General features: G+C 39.7%; 18 protein-coding genes. 3 read left to right on the plus strand and 15 right to left on the minus strand.

Annotated features, from left to right (window positions below):
• Window positions 1–4: 4 nt before the first annotated feature.
• The 4 genes from JOC34_RS16420 to JOC34_RS16435 form a co-directional block, all read right to left on the minus strand.
• Complete coding sequence (locus JOC34_RS16420) at window positions 5–478, minus strand: DnaA N-terminal domain-containing protein (RefSeq protein ID WP_205137867.1); 474 nt, start codon at window positions 476–478, stop codon at window positions 5–7.
• 55 nt (window positions 479–533) lie between these two features.
• Entirely contained in the window at window positions 534–1,301 is a 768-nt protein-coding gene (locus JOC34_RS16425; protein ID WP_205137868.1) for a class I SAM-dependent methyltransferase, read from the minus strand.
• A 51-nt stretch (window positions 1,302–1,352) separates the two neighbouring features.
• Entirely contained in the window at window positions 1,353–2,903 is a 1,551-nt protein-coding gene (locus tag JOC34_RS16430) for a Na+/H+ antiporter NhaC family protein (protein WP_205137869.1), read from the minus strand.
• Between the two features lie 73 nt (window positions 2,904–2,976).
• Window positions 2,977–3,279 carry a GNAT family N-acetyltransferase gene (locus tag JOC34_RS16435; RefSeq protein WP_338062692.1) on the minus strand — a complete coding sequence of 101 codons (303 nt, stop codon included), beginning with the start codon at window positions 3,277–3,279 and terminating at the stop codon, window positions 2,977–2,979.
• Window positions 3,280–3,550: 271 nt separating this feature from the next.
• Here JOC34_RS16435 and glnA point away from each other — a divergent pair, with 271 nt between their 5' ends.
• Window positions 3,551–4,876 (plus strand): type I glutamate--ammonia ligase, encoded by a 1,326-nt coding sequence (gene glnA / locus JOC34_RS16440; RefSeq protein WP_205137870.1) that lies wholly within the window; start codon window positions 3,551–3,553, stop codon window positions 4,874–4,876.
• A 109-nt stretch (window positions 4,877–4,985) separates the two neighbouring features.
• Here glnA and JOC34_RS16445 read toward each other — a convergent pair whose 3' ends face one another.
• The 7 genes from JOC34_RS16445 to JOC34_RS16475 all read right to left on the minus strand — a co-directional run bounded on the left by JOC34_RS16445 (window position 4,986) and on the right by JOC34_RS16475 (window position 11,996).
• Window positions 4,986–5,795, minus strand: coding sequence for an alpha/beta hydrolase (locus tag JOC34_RS16445; protein ID WP_205137871.1), 810 nt, complete (start codon window positions 5,793–5,795; stop codon window positions 4,986–4,988).
• Window positions 5,779–6,594, minus strand: coding sequence for an ABC transporter ATP-binding protein (locus JOC34_RS16450; RefSeq protein WP_205138005.1), 816 nt, complete (start codon window positions 6,592–6,594; stop codon window positions 5,779–5,781). The genes JOC34_RS16445 and JOC34_RS16450 overlap by 17 nt, the downstream gene beginning before the upstream one ends.
• A gap of 27 nt (window positions 6,595–6,621) precedes the next feature.
• Window positions 6,622–7,653 carry a FecCD family ABC transporter permease gene (locus tag JOC34_RS16455; RefSeq protein ID WP_420856159.1) on the minus strand — a complete coding sequence of 344 codons (1,032 nt, stop codon included), beginning with the start codon at window positions 7,651–7,653 and terminating at the stop codon, window positions 6,622–6,624.
• The gene (locus JOC34_RS16460; RefSeq protein WP_420856162.1) at window positions 7,646–8,620 is read right to left on the minus strand and encodes a FecCD family ABC transporter permease; all 975 of its coding nucleotides are present in this window, start codon (window positions 8,618–8,620) and stop codon (window positions 7,646–7,648) included. The genes JOC34_RS16455 and JOC34_RS16460 overlap by 8 nt, the downstream gene beginning before the upstream one ends.
• Window positions 8,621–8,677: 57 nt before the next feature.
• Window positions 8,678–9,637 carry an ABC transporter substrate-binding protein gene (locus tag JOC34_RS16465; protein ID WP_205137873.1) on the minus strand — a complete coding sequence of 320 codons (960 nt, stop codon included), beginning with the start codon at window positions 9,635–9,637 and terminating at the stop codon, window positions 8,678–8,680.
• Window positions 9,638–9,880: 243 nt separating this feature from the next.
• Window positions 9,881–10,732: an MBL fold metallo-hydrolase gene (locus tag JOC34_RS16470; protein WP_205137874.1), complete on the minus strand. Its 852-nt coding sequence runs from the start codon at window positions 10,730–10,732 to the stop codon at window positions 9,881–9,883.
• Between the two features lie 139 nt (window positions 10,733–10,871).
• Window positions 10,872–11,996, minus strand: coding sequence for an AbrB family transcriptional regulator (locus JOC34_RS16475; protein ID WP_205137875.1), 1,125 nt, complete (start codon window positions 11,994–11,996; stop codon window positions 10,872–10,874).
• A gap of 387 nt (window positions 11,997–12,383) precedes the next feature.
• Here JOC34_RS16475 and JOC34_RS16480 point away from each other — a divergent pair, with 387 nt between their 5' ends.
• Complete coding sequence (locus JOC34_RS16480; protein WP_205137876.1) at window positions 12,384–12,617, plus strand: hypothetical protein; 234 nt, start codon at window positions 12,384–12,386, stop codon at window positions 12,615–12,617.
• 63 nt (window positions 12,618–12,680) lie between these two features.
• On the opposite strand, the gene qoxD is transcribed toward JOC34_RS16480, so the two are convergent.
• The 4 genes from qoxD to qoxA form a co-directional block, all read right to left on the minus strand.
• Window positions 12,681–12,962, minus strand: a complete 282-nt coding sequence (gene qoxD, locus JOC34_RS16485; protein ID WP_205137877.1) for a cytochrome aa3 quinol oxidase subunit IV — start codon at window positions 12,960–12,962, stop codon at window positions 12,681–12,683.
• 1 nt (window position 12,963) lies between these two features.
• On the minus strand, window positions 12,964–13,560 hold the full coding sequence (gene qoxC, locus JOC34_RS16490; protein WP_205137878.1) for a cytochrome aa3 quinol oxidase subunit III: 597 nt from the start codon (window positions 13,558–13,560) through the stop codon (window positions 12,964–12,966).
• Window positions 13,557–15,506 (minus strand): cytochrome aa3 quinol oxidase subunit I, encoded by a 1,950-nt coding sequence (gene qoxB / locus JOC34_RS16495; RefSeq protein WP_205137879.1) that lies wholly within the window; start codon window positions 15,504–15,506, stop codon window positions 13,557–13,559. Before qoxB ends, qoxC begins: the two co-directional genes overlap by 4 nt.
• Window positions 15,507–15,778: 272 nt before the next feature.
• On the minus strand, window positions 15,779–16,738 hold the full coding sequence (gene qoxA, locus JOC34_RS16500; RefSeq protein ID WP_205137880.1) for a cytochrome aa3 quinol oxidase subunit II: 960 nt from the start codon (window positions 16,736–16,738) through the stop codon (window positions 15,779–15,781).
• A 528-nt stretch (window positions 16,739–17,266) separates the two neighbouring features.
• Here qoxA and JOC34_RS16505 point away from each other — a divergent pair.
• A complete protein-coding gene (locus JOC34_RS16505; RefSeq protein ID WP_205138007.1) occupies window positions 17,267–18,937 on the plus strand; it encodes an AarF/UbiB family protein in 1,671 nt (556 codons plus the stop codon).
• Window positions 18,938–18,997 lie beyond the last annotated feature (60 nt).

Below are 18,997 nucleotides of genomic sequence, written 5' to 3' on the forward strand. Positions count from 1 at the left end.
TTCGTTAATTTTTTATGCTGCCATTTAGCTCAGCTAATTGACGTTTAATTTTTTCTACTTCCATCTCCAGTTGGTTCACGCGAACGGATTCTTCTGATCTAACAGGTTGCGAGAATGGACTGTTATTTCTCTTCAATAAACCAAATAACTTTTCTTGCTCCGTCAGACTGAGTTCATTGATATCGTCTAAAATCTTTGCTACTTTATCATCTGCATAAGTAAGTTCCGCGCTTATTTCCCTAACAGTAAACACAAGCTCAGACATTTCATTTGTCGTCTCATAAATAGCTTCTTTAACTAAAGACAAATGATGTATCTCCAACCAATCTCTTGCAAAATGATTTGGCGCAATAATGAACCACTTTTCTCCCTCTTTTTTCGCCTTACATCCCTTGAACCAGGTATCAAAAGTTGGCCTGCTTACCCGCTCCCTTATGTAATCCAACACATCATTCCATAAACTTTTTTCAGTTTCCAACCCAATACCTTCTTTCCGTCTCTTGTCATGAAAACCTATCTTTATTATAACAGCTTTATCGATCTATATCTGCGTTACCCATGTGAGTCTCTCTTTTTTCCGCTGCAATAATCAAAAACATTGGGCGCCGATCCTCGTCTAGCATCGCTGGGTCACTTTCCAACATGGCTTTCGTAGGACCCGGTTCTTTCACAGCCTTGATTACAAAACCAGCCTGTATCAAGTTATTCAGATAGGTCGCTACGGTACGATGATATTTGATAACATGCTCTGTTAAGAATGTGGTTTCCCGCATCCCTTCTGACTGATAATGATCCACTGGCCAGTGCAGGCGGTGTCCATGATCATCGACATACCACGTCTGTTCTTTTCGTGAAGTAAATATGGGATGTTCCACAGAAAAAATAAAATTACCCGCTGGCTTTAGACAGTCATATACTTTTGTACAAATCGCTTCAAATGAATCAACATAGTGGAAAGCCAATGAGCTAATCACAACATCAAATTGGGAATTGGAAAATTGTATGTCTTCAATTGGCATGCGTACATAGGTAATTTTAGGATCGTCTGTTTGTTCACGCGCTTCTCGCAGCATGTTTTCCGATATATCGACACCAACAACAGCATTTGCCTGCTGCTCACCGGCATACCTGCAATGCCAACCAAAACCACATCCCAAATCCAGCACACTTTTGTTTTGCAGTGCTGGCAACAATGCTTTTAATACAGGCCATTCTCCTGCGCCTTCAAGTCCTTTTACTGAACGTGGCATTTGTTTATATTGAGTGAAAAATTTCGCGTCATCATATTTGTTTTGTTTCATCAGGCATGTACCTCCAATGCTTAAAAAGACTTCGTTACCTGCAGTAAATTTCTAAGATTTGTTAACAACAGATTTAACATAATTCCTTTTCTCATATCTGTTTCCCAAATAACGAAGCAATAGGAACTGAACAACTATTCCTATAGTTAACAGAACAATACTACTTCCAATAAAAGAATAAGATAAATATAACACTGCCGCAATTCCTGCTGGTACAAGTGCATAAGGTATTTGCGTATTTACATGGGCAATATGATCCGATTCAGCAAAAATGGAGGCCATGACAGTCGTATCAGAAATAGGTGACACATGATCGCCGAAAATGGATCCCGCAAAAACGGCTCCAATCGCAATATGAACAAGGTCTGCTCCACCAATTGCATAAGCAAGTGGGATAGCTATTGGCGTCATGATTGACATTGTCCCCCAGGAAGTACCAGTTGCAAAAGAAACAAACATACAAATAATAAATATCAAAAACGGTAAAAGCGCTGGTGTCATCCAACTCTCTGTTGTTCCGACTACAAACGATGCTGTTCCAAGATCTGAAGTAACCTCGCCAATGGACCATGCAAGTACGATGATAACGAGCGCTGGAAGCATTGTTCGAACACCTCCCAGTAATGTATCTTCACACATTTTCAAACTCATGCCTTGTATCAGAGCGAGTATGAAGCCTGTCACTGTCATTGCAAATGCTCCCCAGGTTAGTGCAATAGATACATCCGTATCCGCAATGGCCTCCATGACTGATTTGCCTGTCGCGCCTCCTCCGGTATACCACAATCCCCACACGCCAACCGAAATAAGAGCTACGAGTGGAAGAATGAAGTTCCACACACTACCATCTTTTTTAAAAGGATCTCCTAAATCCTGTTCCACCGAGGACAATGGTGTTGAACCTTCAGGTATTAATTGTCCAGTGGTTTCTGCACGGTGTTCCGCCTTAGCCATTGGTCCAAAATCTTTTCCCAGAAGTATCATCGGAACCGCCAACAAACAGAGTATGGCATAGAAGTTCCATGGGATGGATTGCAAAAAGGCAAAATAGGGTTCCATGCCAACAATACTTGCGCTTGCTATGGCAGCAGCAATTAATGAAACCTGAAAGCCAATCCAATCGGAAACCGGGCCTAGCGTTGCCATTGGTGCGGCAGTAGCATCAAGAATATAGGCTAATTTTTCACGCGACATTTTATATTTTGCCGCTATATCTTTCGTTGCATTCCCTACAATAACGGAATTTACATAGTCATTGAAAAAGATAAGAATTCCTAAAAAATAAGCCAAGATCCCTACCCTCTTTTTCGATGTTAACTTTTTTGCCAGTAGTCTGATCAATCCATCAGATCCGCCCGTTTTAAACATAAATGCTGCTCCGGCTCCAAGTAAAGCGGTTAAGACGAGAAAGCGGGCATTCCACGGATCAATCATCACATCTTTCATCCATGTAAAAGTCATGCCCACAGCTGAAAATGGATTACCTCCTGCTGCAATCAAACCACCTACCCAAATACTAATAAATAGAGAAAGCAGCACACGTTTTGTAATGATCGCCAATGCAACAGCAACAATCGGTGGAATAATAGATAAAAAGTCCATCAATGAATACCTCCCATTTAATTGTATTCTTTGAATATGACGTACCTCAACCTAGTAAATAAAACGAATACATTCATTTCTGCCATACTTCACCCAGCCCAGGAGTGAAGCCACATGTCTGATAAAAATTAACGTTATGTGATTCATATGTTACTGTAACGATTCCTAGTCCAAATTGTTCAGCTTCCCGTAATAGTCCTTTTACCAAATCAACACCGATTCTTCTTTTTTGATAATCAGGATGAACCATGATGTCTTCCATATAACCATGTTCTAAACCCATTCCAGTAACATAACCGAATGCGATTAATTGACCATCCAAAATTACATCGCTCAAATAATGCCGAATAGTCTTTGTCTCGTCTTCCCCAACCAACAAGTTCTCTTAATGCTGGTACTTCATGATTTTCTATCGGCATGTTTATGATAACTTTAAACTTCATTAAGGATTCTCCTCGCCACCAAATTGCGCAATTATCTAAATACTATCACCTTTATTGTACCGGGAAACAATGCACGATTACAACATTAAATAATCTATAAAAATTTAACATTGACAATAAAGTAAAATCAGTAGAAAATAATTGAATGCGTATTTGTTTATACATCCATAAATAGATGCCACAAAAATCCAGGGGGCCTGATTGATGAAGAAAGAAGATATTTTACAAAAAATTGAAGAAGAACATGTACGATTTATCCGACTGCAGTTTACGGACATACTTGGCACAATAAAAAATGTGGAGATTCCATTAAGCCAATTGGATAAAGCATTGGATAATAAAATGATGTTTGATGGTTCTTCCATCGAAGGATTTGTTCGGATTGAAGAATCTGATATGTATTTACATCCTGATTTGAATACGTTTATTGTATTCCCTTGGACATCTGATAAAGGTAAGGTGGCACGATTTATCTGTGATATTTATAACCCAGACGGAACACCCTTTACTGGATGTCCACGGTACAATTTGAAACGAAACCTTGAAAAAATGGAAGCATTAGGTTTTTCTACTTTCAACATTGGAACGGAACCTGAGTTTTTCTTGTTTAAGCTAGACGCGAACGGCGACCCATCATTAGAATTAAATGACCGCGGTGGATATTTTGATCTTGCCCCTACCGATTTAGGTGAGAATTGTAGACGAGATATCGTTCTTGAGTTAGAAGAAATAGGATTTGAAATTGAAGCATCCCATCACGAAGGTGCCCCTGGGCAGCATGAAATTGATTTCAAGTATTCTGATGCGCTCAAGCATGCAGATGACATTCAAACATTTAAACTGGTTGTAAAAACCATAGCACGTAAGCACAACTTGCACGCAACTTTTATGCCGAAACCTTTATTTGGTGTAAATGGTTCAGGAATGCATGTGAACATGTCCCTTTTTAAAGATAACGAAAATATGTTTTTTGATAAAAAGGGTGACATGGAACTCAGTGAAATTGCCTATCAATTTACTGCTGGAATCATTAAACATGCGAAGAGTTTTACCGCAGTAACGAATCCAATTGTGAACTCCTATAAGCGCCTTGTTCCCGGCTATGAAGCACCATGTTATGTCGCGTGGTCCGGATTGAACCGCAGTCCCCTCGTTCGCATACCTTCTTCGAGAGGATTAAGTACAAGAATCGAAGTACGTAGCGTCGATCCGGCAGCGAATCCATATCTGGCTTTAGCTGTACTGCTTGCTTCAGGACTTGATGGTATCAAGCATAAGCTCATCCCGCCTGTTCCTGTCGATCTGAATATTTATGAGATGGATAAAAAAGAACGGGAAGAACATGGTATTGAGGACTTACCAGCAACACTGATGGAAGCTTTAGTTGAACTACAGAATAATGATCTGATCATCGAATCACTTGGCGATCATCTGTATGAACATTTTATCGAAGCGAAAACAATCGAATGGGACATGTTCCGTACAACAGTGCATCCATGGGAAAGAGAACAATACTTAACGTCTTACTAACTAATATGAAAGGTAATAAATAAGCGTCAACGAACACCCACCATTTTAATTTGGGGTTGGTTGACGCTTTTCATATGAATCGTCCGAGGAAGAAACATTAGCATCCCTCCTACCTATTTGTCGCAAATCGGATGGCCCTACTCATAACGGTTGGTACGACAGATGCATGATTTTCACCTGGAGCAATATAGTATTCACATGCCACTTTTGTTTGTTGATTTTCCTTTAGTCGATCAACCACTTCTTTTGCATCATCAACCATAAACCCTTCACGCTCACCTACTGTTATGAGAAGACGTCTCTGCTCCTCCACTACTGATTGATTCAGAAATTGCTCCAAATAGGTGCGTATTTCATGATCATTCCACCAAATGGATGGGCTTATAGCAAGATATGTCTGAAACAGATGTGGCTTCGTAAAGAGCGCCCATAATGTGAATAAACCACTAAGGGAATGTCCAAATAAGGTTTGCTTCTCTTTATCAATGGCGTAACGTCTTTCTATTTCAGGCTTAAGTTCTGATTCAATAAAGTTCAAAAACTGCTGTGCTCCCCCGTGTTCCTTTTCTTCCATCTTGAATTTCTTTACACGATCCGGATAAACATATGTTTCCGAAGGCGCGGTAAAATCATAAAAACGACGTTTACTAACTTCTTCTTGTTCGCCTGGGTGGCCAATGCCAACAATAATGGCATCGTTCACAAAAGTCCTCGGGGCATTCCTGGACTGCAAACGTACAACGTCGCGCACAAATTGAAAGTAGGAATTTCCATCCAATACATAAATAACTGGATAACCAGCTTCAGGCGCAGGTGATTGAGGTAAAGAAATCCTTATATCATAGGCATCAGCAATTTCATCAGTATGTAATTTCCACGCTTCTGTGTTGTCTAAAGTAACTTTACCCGTTATCTCCATATGGACCTCCCTGTTCTTGCGCTAGTAGCGTATCATAGCCAAAACACACAGGCGAACCATTTTCAGGGTCGATCATAATACGTGCATTGATATGAAACACTTCTTTTAACACATCTTTTTCCAAAATTTCATTTGGTGAACCGACCGTCACAATCTCCCCCGCTTTCATAGCGATTAATTCATGGGAAAATCGGGCAGCATGATTGATATCATGTAAAACCATAATAATGGTGCACTGATGCTCTTTATTAAGACGCTCTACAATTTGCAAAACTTCCAGTTGATGCGCAAGGTCTAAATAGGTCGTCGGTTCATCCAACAGTAAAATATTCGTTTCTTGTGCAAGTGCCATCGCAAGCCATACTTTTTGGCGTTGTCCGCCTGACAACTGCGCGATTTCACGGTCGCGAAATGCGGTTGTTCTCGTAATATCCATTGCCCATTCAATCACTTGCTTATCTTTACTTGATAATTTACCTACATTTTTTCGGTGTGGGAAACGCCCATAAGAGATGAGTTCTTCCACTTTTAATTGTAAAGGTGCTTCCGGGTTTTGCGACAGTAGCGCAAGCTGTTTAGCAATCGCCTTTGTTGAAATCGACTTCATATCTTTTTCCTGTAAAAAGACGTCGCCATTTTTCTGCTTTAAAATGCGTCCAATGGTCTTCAATAGGGTCGATTTACCACAGCCATTTGGGCCGATAATGGTTGTAATGTGTCCTTTTTTGATTGCTACATCTAAATCTGAAAAAACAGTGAGTTTTTCATAACCAGATGTTAATTGTTCTGCTCTAATCATACTTTCCACCATTTATTCGTTCTCCTTTTACGCTTTTGACTTCACCAATAAATATAGAAAATAGGGTACTCCTAGAATGGCTACAACGATACCTACAGGGATTTCTGCAGGAGCAAACACTGTTTTGGCAATATAGTCAGAAATAACGACCAAGAGCATGCCAACTGCCCCACTCGTAGGGATCACATAACGATGATGTATACCAACAAGCTGTCTCGCGATATGTGGCGCCATTAATCCAATAAAGGATATGCTACCTGATACGGAAACACAGGCACTAATTACACCAATACTACTCAAGAGCAATATCGACTTTTCCTTTTCAACTCGAATCCCGAGACTTTTAATGGATGCTTCTTCAAGCTGTAAGTAATCTAGTAAATAAGCTTTTCTATAAATCACCGGCACTAGAATCAATAGCCAAGGGAGCATCGCAACGATAAATAACCAGTTTGCATTGTAAATACTGCCAGACATCCAAACCGTCGCCATCTCAAAGTCACCCTCACGCATTTTCAACGAAATATACATGGAGAGTGCCCCAAATCCTGAGCTAATCGCAATACCCGTTAAAATCAAACGCTCTGTATCCAATTTTCCATTCCGCCAAGCAATACTGTAAATAATAATGGCGGCAACCAATCCACCTACAAAGCCAAAGACTGGCATGATTAAAATCGATAGCCAGTTCGAGGTACCTGATACAGTGACCTGCATTTGAAAAAGAAACATCAATATGACAATTGCTGCACCAGCGCCAGCATTAATTCCGAGTATCCCTGGATCAGCTAAACCATTTCGTGTAACACCTTGCACGACAGTGCCCGCTACACCTAATCCAAGTCCTACCAGCGCCGCAATGACAATTCGTGGCAGACGGAATTCAAAAATAACCAAATCAAAATCATGATTCGGGTTCATGCGCAGCAAGGTTGTAACAACATCTTTAACCGACATATCAAATGTACCATTCGTAATATGAATATAGCCAGCAAAACAAATCAGCGCGAATAATCCACTAATCGTCATAAAAAAGCGATTACGGTCCTGTTTATGCACGACGTTCTCCCCCTCTCGTATGAATTAAATAGAGGAAGAAAGGTACACCAATTAAAGATGTAACGACACCAATTGGCGTTTCGAATGGATAGTTAATAAAACGACTGCCCACATCACAAAGCGCTAAAAAAATCCCGCCGATAATCGCGGAACAAGGAATAATGAACCGATAATCAACACCTACGATAAATCTTGTAATGTGTGGGATAATTAATCCAACAAAGCCGATTTTCCCTACAAGTGCCACTGCCGTTCCTGTTAAACAGACAACGGTCAATATACTAATCACCTTAATCCACTTTGTACGCTGTCCAAGTGTAATCGAAATAGATTCTCCAAGTGATAAAATAGTGATCGATTTGGCAATAACCAAAGCAAGTATCAGTCCAACTAACCCAAACGGCAGCGCGAGAATTAGAATGTCCGGGTCTACCTTGTGAATCTTTGCGTTATACCAAAAGCTCATGTCTTGTGAAATTTGAAAGTATGTAGCAAGTGCGGCAGATATACTGCTTAAAAATGTTCCAATCACTGTCCCGATAATTGCCAACCGAACAGGGGAAAGTCCATTTCGCATGATGGAGCCAAAACCAAAGACAATTCCAGCCCCGAGTGCAGAACCAATCATTGAGAAAATAATCATACTAACATTCGACATACCTGGATAAAAAATCATACAAATTGTAATAACAAATGCTGAACCATCTGTTACACCCATAATAGAAGGGGAAGCAAGATAGTTTCTTGTCATCCCCTGCATAATAGCACCTGATATGGCTAGAAATGCCCCTACAAGTAGGGCGGCTACCACACGAGGTAAGCGGGACTGTATAATGATCGTATGATCGACATTCCCTGAATCAAATTGTGTAATAGCCTGCCAAATTGTAGCTACATCAATATCCTTTGAGCCATAGGTGATTGATAAGGCAATCGTAAAAACGATTAAAAAAGGTGCCGTGCTCATAATGAGGATTGGCTTCAATTTGGTTTTTTTCTCTATATTCACCATAGGCTAATCTGTTTACTCCGATAATTTTTCAACTGCTGCATCAAGGAATCTTTCTTTACTCCAAGCCGTACCACCTTGTGCCAATGGATCTACTTCATTCACGAATACTTTATCGTTTTTAGAAGCATCGATACTCTTGAAGATAGGGTCCTCTAATATTTTATCTAAAGCAGCAGTTTTATTATCATTTTCACTATTCTCGTATTGCAGGAAAATAACATCTGGATTGATTTCTGCCAATGTTTCAAGCGAAATTTCCTCTTGGGCCTTTGCTCCAGTAACAACTTCTGGAACCTCAAAACCTAAATCTTCATATATGACCGGATTTAAATATACGTCTGCTGGATAAACAAACAAACTACCATTGCGAACACGTATGACAAACACATCTTTATCTTGTAAATCATCGGAGATGTTCTCTTTCGCATCTTCCGCATCTTTTTCATAGTCAGTAATCAATTGTTCTGCTTCAGCATCTTTTCCTGACAATTCACCCATTAATCGCAAATTATCTTTCCAATCTGTCGCAATATGTGAATAAGGAATCATTGGCGCAATCTTGTTTAGTTGTTCAACGACGTCATCTTGATGTTTAGACGAACCTAAAATAACGTCTGGCTTTAATGAAAGCACAGATTCATAGTTTGGTTCCATTTTTTCACCGATAGATTCTGCACCCTCCAAATCATCAGCAAGATAATCTGGTAATTCACCCGCAATTGTGACAGCTCCGACTGGTTTTACGCCAAGTGCTGCCGCGTCCTCCATCGATTCTAGACTTGCAGTAATAATATTATTTACGTCCTTTGGTGTCGTATAGGATTCATCTAAGTATGTAATTGTCTGTTCTGTTGAATCACCTTCGTCCGTTCCTTTCGCCTCGCCCGCTTCCGTATTTGTCGATCCTTCATTTTCCCCACAAGCTACAAGCATTAATACGATCCCGATTATCCAAAAAAATTTCATTTTCATTAGACATGCTCCTCTTATTTACATTTCTATTTCATATAAGTAGGCCAACTTATACCTCAACTGATAATGATTATCAATTTCAATTATGCTTTCAATATAACTTTTAATTGGACAATTGTCAATAACATTAAAAAATATAAACATAAATAATGGTTGATAAAACAAAGGGACGCCAAATACCCCCAATTAATTTCTAATTGGAGGTATTTTACGCTTCAATCTTAAACGAAATCTTATTTTAAACTACCCAGAATAACCATTCACAAAAAATCCGACGGTTTCTATTTCTAGTTCGTTTAATTCTCTTTGCAATTGCTTGGACAATTCTTCAGCAATCGCTTCGTCGTTCCCTTTGTGCTTTTCCGTAAGTTCAGCGGTATTTTTTAATAGTTGAATAAAAGACTCGAATTCCGTTTTATTTAATGGTGCTTCATGATGGGAAAGAAAAACGGTTTCCGCATCATATTTTTCAATTTTTTCAACGAGTTGGCGTGCCGTTTCAATGGTATAATTCCACTTTTCCGCATAAAGATTTGCGTACAGGCAGTCCCCAAGGAAAAGTACTTTTTCCTCAGGAATATAGATGATAATCGAATCGCTTGAATGATCGCCGCCAACATGCTCCATCACACAAGTCAGTCCACCTAAATGTAGTTTCATTCCACCTTCAAATGCGATATCCGGGTCTGGCAGTAAAATAGTGCGATCATTACCCAGCTCCGCCTTGATTGCATCCGCACAGAATGGGATTTCTATGCCAGCCTCCACGCGTTGATCCAGTGCATTATCTTCCCATGATAATTGCTGTAATTGTTTAATTTCTTGATAGGTCATCGCATGGGAGATGATTGGCATTTGCATCTCACGCATACCAAATACATGATCCCAGTGCCAGTGTGTCAAGACAAGCCAATCCGCTTTAATATGACGTTCCTCCAATTGACTAAGAAACAGCTTCGCATGACTGGAAGAATTTCCGGAATCAATGAGTACTGTTTTTTTATCCCCTACAATCGCACCTAGAACGGGCCGATCTGTTTCCTGATAGGGTGGTAAATAAAAAATGCGATTTGAGATTTGTTGTAATTGCTGCATGTTTATGCTCCTTACTTGATTTAATGTATTTCATCGATATCATTTAATTCCTCATGATCAATACGTAATCGGACTGCTTCATCATTCCGTTGAAATACCCTTTCCTCCTAACGGCACCAGCTATGCTAATAATATATCATTATCTTCCTTCATGGTAACTGAGATATTGTTTTCGCTGTTTTGCTTTCTTTCGATTCATCGATTTAAAAATCAATTTCAATAAAGGTGGTACCGCGAAATAAATAAAGAAGGTCCGAAATAGCTGGTAGCCTGATACAATCGATAGATTCGCATGGATCTCATGGGCGATAATCCCCATTTGATCCATCCCTCCTGGGGCCAAACTTAACAAACCTGTTGCTCTGGATATGGGTTGGAGCTTTGTCAATAAAATGCTCAGTAAAATGCCACCAATCACAAGCATAATCCCGCTTCCGATCGCTAGACCAATCGTCCTCATTTTCCTGGATATTTGATCGGTTTTTAGCATTAATCCTACATGCGTACCAATCATTAATTGTGCCATATTGATCAGTAATGATGGTAGCTGTGGCCCTTCCATACCGAATAATTGTAGGATAACTGTTCCAATAGCTGGTCCCAATAAAAATGCTGTTGGAAAGTTTACTTTGGCTCCAACAAGCGCTAATACGATACCGATCACAGCAAAAATAATCAAATTAGGAAACAAACCAACAGATGCTGAAGCTGGGATCGTAGTTGCAGTTGAATTTTCTGCTGTGCTTGGTCCAAATATCGGCATCATTACAATCAATGGGGTAATGATAATAATGATCATAAGACGGGTAACCTGTGTAACAGTTACCACAGCAAGGTTAATTCCTTTCGTTTCCTCCGCCAACGTAATCACTTGCGTCAGCCCACCAGGAATACTCGCTAATAATGACGTACTGTAATCACTATCTGAAAGCTTCGAAACAATATAAGCAACACCAGCGCAAAAGAGTAGAAGCAGTAAAGTCATTAATAACATCGAAGGTAATTGCAGTGCCATTTCATGCAATGCGGACGAGGTCATTGATAAGCCGATCGTATAACCGATAATCATCATGCCCGAATTGCGAATAGCTCTGGGCCAAACAAAATCACGCTTCATGATATTCGTCCCAATCGCCATGCAAACCATCGGTCCGAGCAGCCAAGGAACGGGAATATGAAGTAACATGAAAAGTGCGCCGCCGATTACCGCAGAAATCAGTCTGATGATAATTTGTTTAGTCTTGCTGAAAGCACCTTGTTCCATTTGTAAAAGCCCCTTTTTAGAAAGCTGGTGTTCACCAAGCCGCCTTATACCTTAGAAAGTTTCACTCTCTCCTAATTGCTCCCCATAAGAAGAACGTTTAGTAACCCTATTTTAAGGCAATTGTAAACATATATGCAAAAAGGAGCACTTAAAGGAGGATTCGCCTTCAGTAAATCCCACATTAAACATTTGACAAATTTGTGAACAAAGTGAATAATATATATAGTGAAACTTCATTTAGTGGGAGTTTTCTTTTCTCCCACTAAATGTTAGTTAAACCAATCGGGCTTGTGCGGGCAGTTACCCCCACCTGAAATTTACGATGTCCCTACTTTTTGAGGTGGGGGGTTTACTGCCCGCCAAACTGCGATAAAGGAGATGGAAACAATGGAATCTAAAACGAAGATACTAAATGCTGTGAAGTATATTGGTAGTACCATACTTGCACTTGGGGTTGCTATTTTCTTATACGGTTTCTTTGTAAGCAATTACGGCTCAGTGACAGGTATTGGAATCGGTACGGTTATGGGAGCAGTTTTTATCTTTCTAATGGGCGTTTTCTTCGTTGCGACTGAAGAAATGCAAGAAAAAGCGAATCAAAGGGTTAGACTTGACCCATAAAAGAAAACTTAAATTAATATTGAACATGAAAAAATGAGCGCCTAAATTGGCGCTCATTTTAAATTACATATCCCAAATCATGATAAGTAGTGTACCCAAGACGGTAACTATGGCAATAGCAAATGCATAATAGATGTTGAGATAAATCGAACCTTTATCCTTCGTTTCACCCGCGTGCATAAATACAGCGAGTTGAACGGAAGCTTGCACGAATGCTGTTATCAAGAGAATTGTCATACCTATTGCAAATGACATATCCAAGAAATAAACAGTAAGCGCAACGCCCGTAAGAATCAATGAAAATACAAAACTCATTACCTGTTTACGTGGGAATAATTCACTCATTTTACATCATTCCTTTCAAATAGACAAAGCTGAAAATAAAGATCCAAACAATATCTAAGAAATGCCAGTAAAGTGAAAAGATAAATGCTTTATTCGCTGTTCCTGGAGTTAAACCGCGTTTTTTCACTTGCAGGATGATAAATAATCCCCAGAATAAACCAAGTGTAACGTGCGCTCCGTGTGTTCCTAATGTTGTTAATAGAACCGCTGTGAATGCACTTGTTTGCAGTCCTGCCCCAATATGAACATAATGCGTAAACTCATATATTTCCACACCTAGGAATCCAAGCCCAAGCAGTAACGTAATCACAAAGAATGTCAACATGGCATTCTTTTTACCAATCCGCATCGCGTGGACAGCTAAACCGATGGTAAAGCTACTTGTTAACAGTAAGAATGTTTCAATGAGCACAGGAGTGATTTCAAAAATCTCTGATCCAGCTGGCCCAGTTCCCGTACGATTCGCTAGCGTAAAATAAGTTGCGAAAAGTGTTGCGAACAACATAATTTCTGCCCCGATGAAAATCCAAAAGCCTAAAATATTAAGCTGATTTTGTTCTGTACTATATTCTAATGGAAGCGAGTGATCTGTTTTCATTTGTTACCACCTCGCAATTTATTTTCTGTTTCCTCAATTTCTTTAACGGAAATATGGTGACCGTCGTCTTTCTCAAATGAACGGTAAGCCATAAGAACAAATATAGCAATGGTTGTAATGATTGCTGGAATCCACATACTGAATACAAATGAGAATCCCCATACAAAGAAAATACAACTCATGATAAATGGTATACCACTGTTATTTGGCATATGAATTTCTTCAACTTCACCTTTAAATAACGGATAATCATTTTTCTTATGGTCCCAGAATGCTTCAATGGAATCGACCTTTGGTGATGTCGCAAAGTTATATGACGGCACAGGGCTGTGTGTAGCCCATTCCAGTGTACGTGCGTCCCACGGATCTGAACCGATGTTTCTGGAAGCATAACGCGTGCTGTAATAGACATTATATACAATTAAAGCAAACCCAGCTGCAAGTACCAGTGCTCCCCCAAAGGAAAGCAAATTAAGCGGGCCAAACCCAGATGCTTCAGAGTATGTGTACATACGGCGTGCTTGCCCGTTTAAACCAGTAAAGAACATCGGGAAGAACGTTACGTTAAAGCCTATAGCGATAAACCAGAATGCCCATTTCCCAATTCTTTCACTGAGCTTAAAGCCAAACATTTTCGGCCACCAGTAAGTAAGACCGGCGAGCATCGCAAATACCACACCAGGAATAATTGTATAGTGGAAGTGGGCAACCAAGAACATCGTATTATGATATTGATAGTCGGCACTTGCCATACCAAGCATTACCCCGGTAACACCACCGATTGTAAAGATCGGGATGAATCCTACTGCATATAGCATCGGAACCGTAAATTTAATTTTCCCTTTCCACATCGTAAACAGCCAGTTAAAGATCTTAATTCCAGTCGGAACTGCAATCGCCATCGTTGTAATAGCAAAGATACTATTTGTCAGTGGCCCTTGCCCCATTGTAAAGAAATGGTGTGTCCAAACCAGGAATGACAAAAATGAAATGATTACGATGGAAGCAACCATTGATTTATAACCATATAGGTTACGACGGGAGAATGTAGAGATTATCTCACTATAAATACCAAATGCCGGCAAAATTAGAATATATACTTCCGGATGGCCCCAAATCCAGAATAGGTTGGCCCAGAGCATATCCATACCGCCATTTGTTGTTGTAAAGAAGTTTGCGCCGAAAAGCCGGTCCATGGTACCCATTAACAGGGTAACTGTGAGTACTGGAAATGCGAATACAACAATCGCATTCGTGATAAAAGCAGTCCATGTGAACATTGGCATTTTCATTAATTTCATACCAGGCGCTCTCATTTTTAATATGGTCGTGATAAAGTTAATGCCAGATATTAAGGTACCAATACCTGCAATCTGTATCGATAGCATATAATAGTTCGTTCCTACAGATTGGCTAAAGTCATTCCCTGCGAGCGGGAAATAAGAAGTCCAACCTGCATCAGGAGAACCCCCGACTACGAAAGAAATGTTTAGTAACATTGCCCCCATAAAGAATAACCAGAAACTGAGTGCATTCAGACGTGGAAAAGCAACGTCACGAGCGCCAATTTGTAATGGAACAACAAAGTTCATTAAGGCGTAAATAAACGGCATCGCCATAAAAATGATCATAACCACCCCATGGGTAGTAAAAACTTCATTGTAATGCTGCGCATCTAGCAGCGCGTTATCAGGTATGGCGGTTTGTGCCCGCATCATAAGTGCGTCCACTCCCCCACGGAATAGCATGAGCAAAGCGGAGACCAAATACATAATACCGATTCGTTTATGGTCAACGGTGGTCAACCATTCACGCCATATATATCCCCATTTTTTAAAATATGTTAAACCAACGACAATTGCAATAACCGTTAGACCAATGGCAACCATCGCTGCGTAAATCGCAGGACTTGGATTCGGAATGGCAAATCGATCAAAGTAATTCATACTTTTTAACTCCTTTCAGGAAGAACATCTATAAGGTGAAACTTCATTCAGTGGGAGTTTTCTTTTCTCCCACTGAATCTTAGTTGAGGCCCACACGACGTGGGTTTCAAAGACGTTGCCACTGGAAGTGGTGATTTTAGTCTTTGTTCCCTGCTTGCAGGGCTTGTGCGGGCAGTTATCCCCCACCTAAAATTTTCAATTTCCCTATATTTTTGAGGTGGGGGTTTTACTGCCCGCCAAACTGCGATAAAAACTAGTTAGTAATAAATCTATTAATGATGGTCGCTATGTGTTGAATCTATTTCGTTTGACTTTTCATGAGAATCATCCATATCGTGATGGTGTTCATCATCCATATGCTTAGAATCCTCGTCGGTATCGTCAGATCCATGATCGTGTCCACCATGTTCTCCCTCTGGAGCAGGTCGGAATGATAAATGCGTACCACTAAATGTTAAATGTCCAAGATGCCCGGGTTCTAATAATTCATCAAACTTTTCTTCCGTAAGTGGCTTAGCAGTTTGCTTCACATCTGTAACCCACTCATCAAATTCTTCTTGAGGCATTGCTTTTACATCAAATATATTCTCTGCGAATCCTTTCCCACTAAAGTTTGCATTTCGTCCCATATACTCACCCGGAACATCAGCCGCGAGGTGTAATGTTGTTACCATGTCTGACATCGCGTATTTTTGTCCTCCAAGTTGCGGAATCCAGAAACTCGTAATTGGTCCGTATGAATACAGTTTGAACTCTATCGGCCGATCTGTAGGGATATACAAATAGTTAACCGTCTCAATATCTTCTTCCGGATAACTAAAGTGCCACTTCCAGTCGGATGAGGAGGCATAAATAATCATTGGTTCTTGATCCTCTAATCCTTTCGGTGTCGCCTCTACATCATAAGTAGATTTAACCGTAACAATAGAAAGGAAAACAATAATTAGTACCGGTACTGCAACAATAATTGTTTCTACCAGTGGATTCCCTTCAATATGCGGTGGTTCATAATCTTCCTTTTGTTTCGATGCACGATATTTTACTAACATAAATACCAAAAGGCCGAAAACCACAATTACAATGAACGCCATCGTAGCAATCGATATCCAAATGACATTCGCTGTTGTTTCAGCTTGAGGACCTTTAGGATTCAAAACCATTAATGACTCACAACCAGTAAGCATTGTCGTAATAGTAATAATCAAAGTTAAAAAAGTCCATTTCATCTTCATTAAGGTACCCCCTTCTATTTATCCAAAAGCTTCTTAGCAGAATATAATAGGTATTATTCTTTGTTCATATCAAAATCCAATCATTATATTAATACCATCCAAACTTAAAAACAATCGATTGTGATTTTCGTCACAAAGTGTTCAATAAACATTGTCATAAAATCTACAATAAATCGTGGTTGGTATTTATTGAATTTGTTTTAAAAATAAGTGAAAGCGGAACGACCAAAAGATTATTCCCAAATAAAAAACACCTTGAATCATTCAAAAGTGTTCAAGAGTGATTACGAGGACATCCTCAAACATTGCCCAGCATCACATATCCTTTTTAGATTCATTATCGTAGCCTTGTTAAAGTGATGAATAGTTGTCAAAAGGGCGCAGGTAAAATAGAATATATATAACAACGCAAGTTTCAAAGGCAAACGCGTTGCTTCATTTAAAAAATACAGCATATGAAACGAATTTTAAAATAGAGAATACCTTAATTTGGTTTTAGTAGTTGTGGTGTTTTTAGGAGGGTTAACCATTTTTGAAAGAAGAATTCGTCATCTTAAACGTTATCGAGAAATAGCAGTTGCTTTTACCAGAAATGGTTTTGGCTACATCGTAAAGGAATTAGGTCTTCACGAACTCATTCCGCTACCTAAACGATTGGTTGCCAAGCGTCGTCGTGACAAAACGACTGGAGAACGGATTCGGTTTTTCTTGGAAGAATTGGGTCCGACATTCGTTAAAATGGGACAATTTGCAAGTACACGGTCTGATGTCATTCCTGAAGATATCATTCAGGAGCTAGAGAAGCTTCAAGATCAGGTGCCCCCTAATCCTTATCCAGATGTGAAAGCAATTATCGAACAAGAACTTGGAACCCCAACAGAGGAACTCTTTAAGGAGTTTCATGAGGTCCCACTTGGTTCGGCCTCCATTGGACAAGTCCATTATGCCGTTTTAAAATCAGGTGAAAAAGTTGCGGTTAAGGTGCAACGTCCAAATATCGAACAAGTCATAAAAACCGATTTGGAAGTGCTGCAACAGCTAGCGGTATTAGCAGAGTTTCGTTTAAAATGGGCTGCCCGATACCAGATCAAGGGGATTGTTGAGGAATTTTCCAAAGCACTCCTTGCTGAACTGGATTATACTTTGGAAGCACGAAATGCAGATAAAATCGCGAGACAGTTTACAGATGATCCAAATATTCGTATCCCTGATGTTTATTCAGATTACTCAACGAAAAAGGTTTTAACAATGGAATATGTAGATGGGATAAAACTGAATAAAATAGAGGAGCTTCATCAAAAAGGGTACGATACGAAAGTTGTTGCTGAACGATTTACGCGCGCTGTCTTTCACCAGGTTTTTATTGAAGGATTTTTTCATGGGGACCCCCACCCCAGTAATATCTCGGCATTACCAGGAAATAAAATTCTCTTTATGGATTTCGGCATGGTTGGCCGGTTAACACCGGAAATGAAAGGCCATTTTGGTACGTTGGTTATCGCACTGATGCGTCAAAGTTCTGATGGCATTATAAAAGCGATTACTCGAATGGGCTTAGTACCTGACGATGTTGATATTCAATTGCTGAGAGAAGATGTGGATCAACTGAGGGAAAAGTATTATGACATTCCTTTAAGCAAGGTGAGTATTGGTGAACCAGTTAATGATCTGTTTTCCATCGCACATCAATATCACATTCAGCTCCCATCAGAACTGACATTATTGGGAAAAACGCTTCTTACAATGGAAGGCATCGTTGAAAAGCTAGATCCAGACCTAAGTATAGTTAAAATGGCTGAACCATTTGGCCGTCAGTTGCTCAAAGAACGTTACCAACCTAAAAAATTGGCAGAAACCTTTTTTAATCAGTGGAGTGAATTCGGCGAAATTCTGACAGATATACCACAGAATATTAAAGATGTAACGTCTATCTTGAAAAAAGGAAAGCTACCAGTGGAGATATCGATTGATAAAGCAGAAGTATTTTTAAATAAGCTGAATCGCATTAGTAATCGGTTATCTTTTAGTATCGTCTTACTCTCATTTAGTATCATTATGGTCGGCCTTATCATCGGCTCCGCTTTGAGTGGCCAATCATCTCTCCTTTGGGATATACCTGCTATTGAAATTGGCTTTGGAGTAGCTATTTTAATGTTTATTTGGCTGTTATATTCTATATTTAAGTCAGGGAGATTCTGACCGCTCAGCCTAAAACCGTATGCTTGAATGGTCAATCTACCGGTTGATTAGAGGAAACTT

It is taken from the genome of Virgibacillus halotolerans, assembly GCF_016908515.1.
Taxonomy (GTDB): Bacteria; Bacillota; Bacilli; order Bacillales; family Amphibacillaceae; genus Virgibacillus_M; species Virgibacillus_M halotolerans.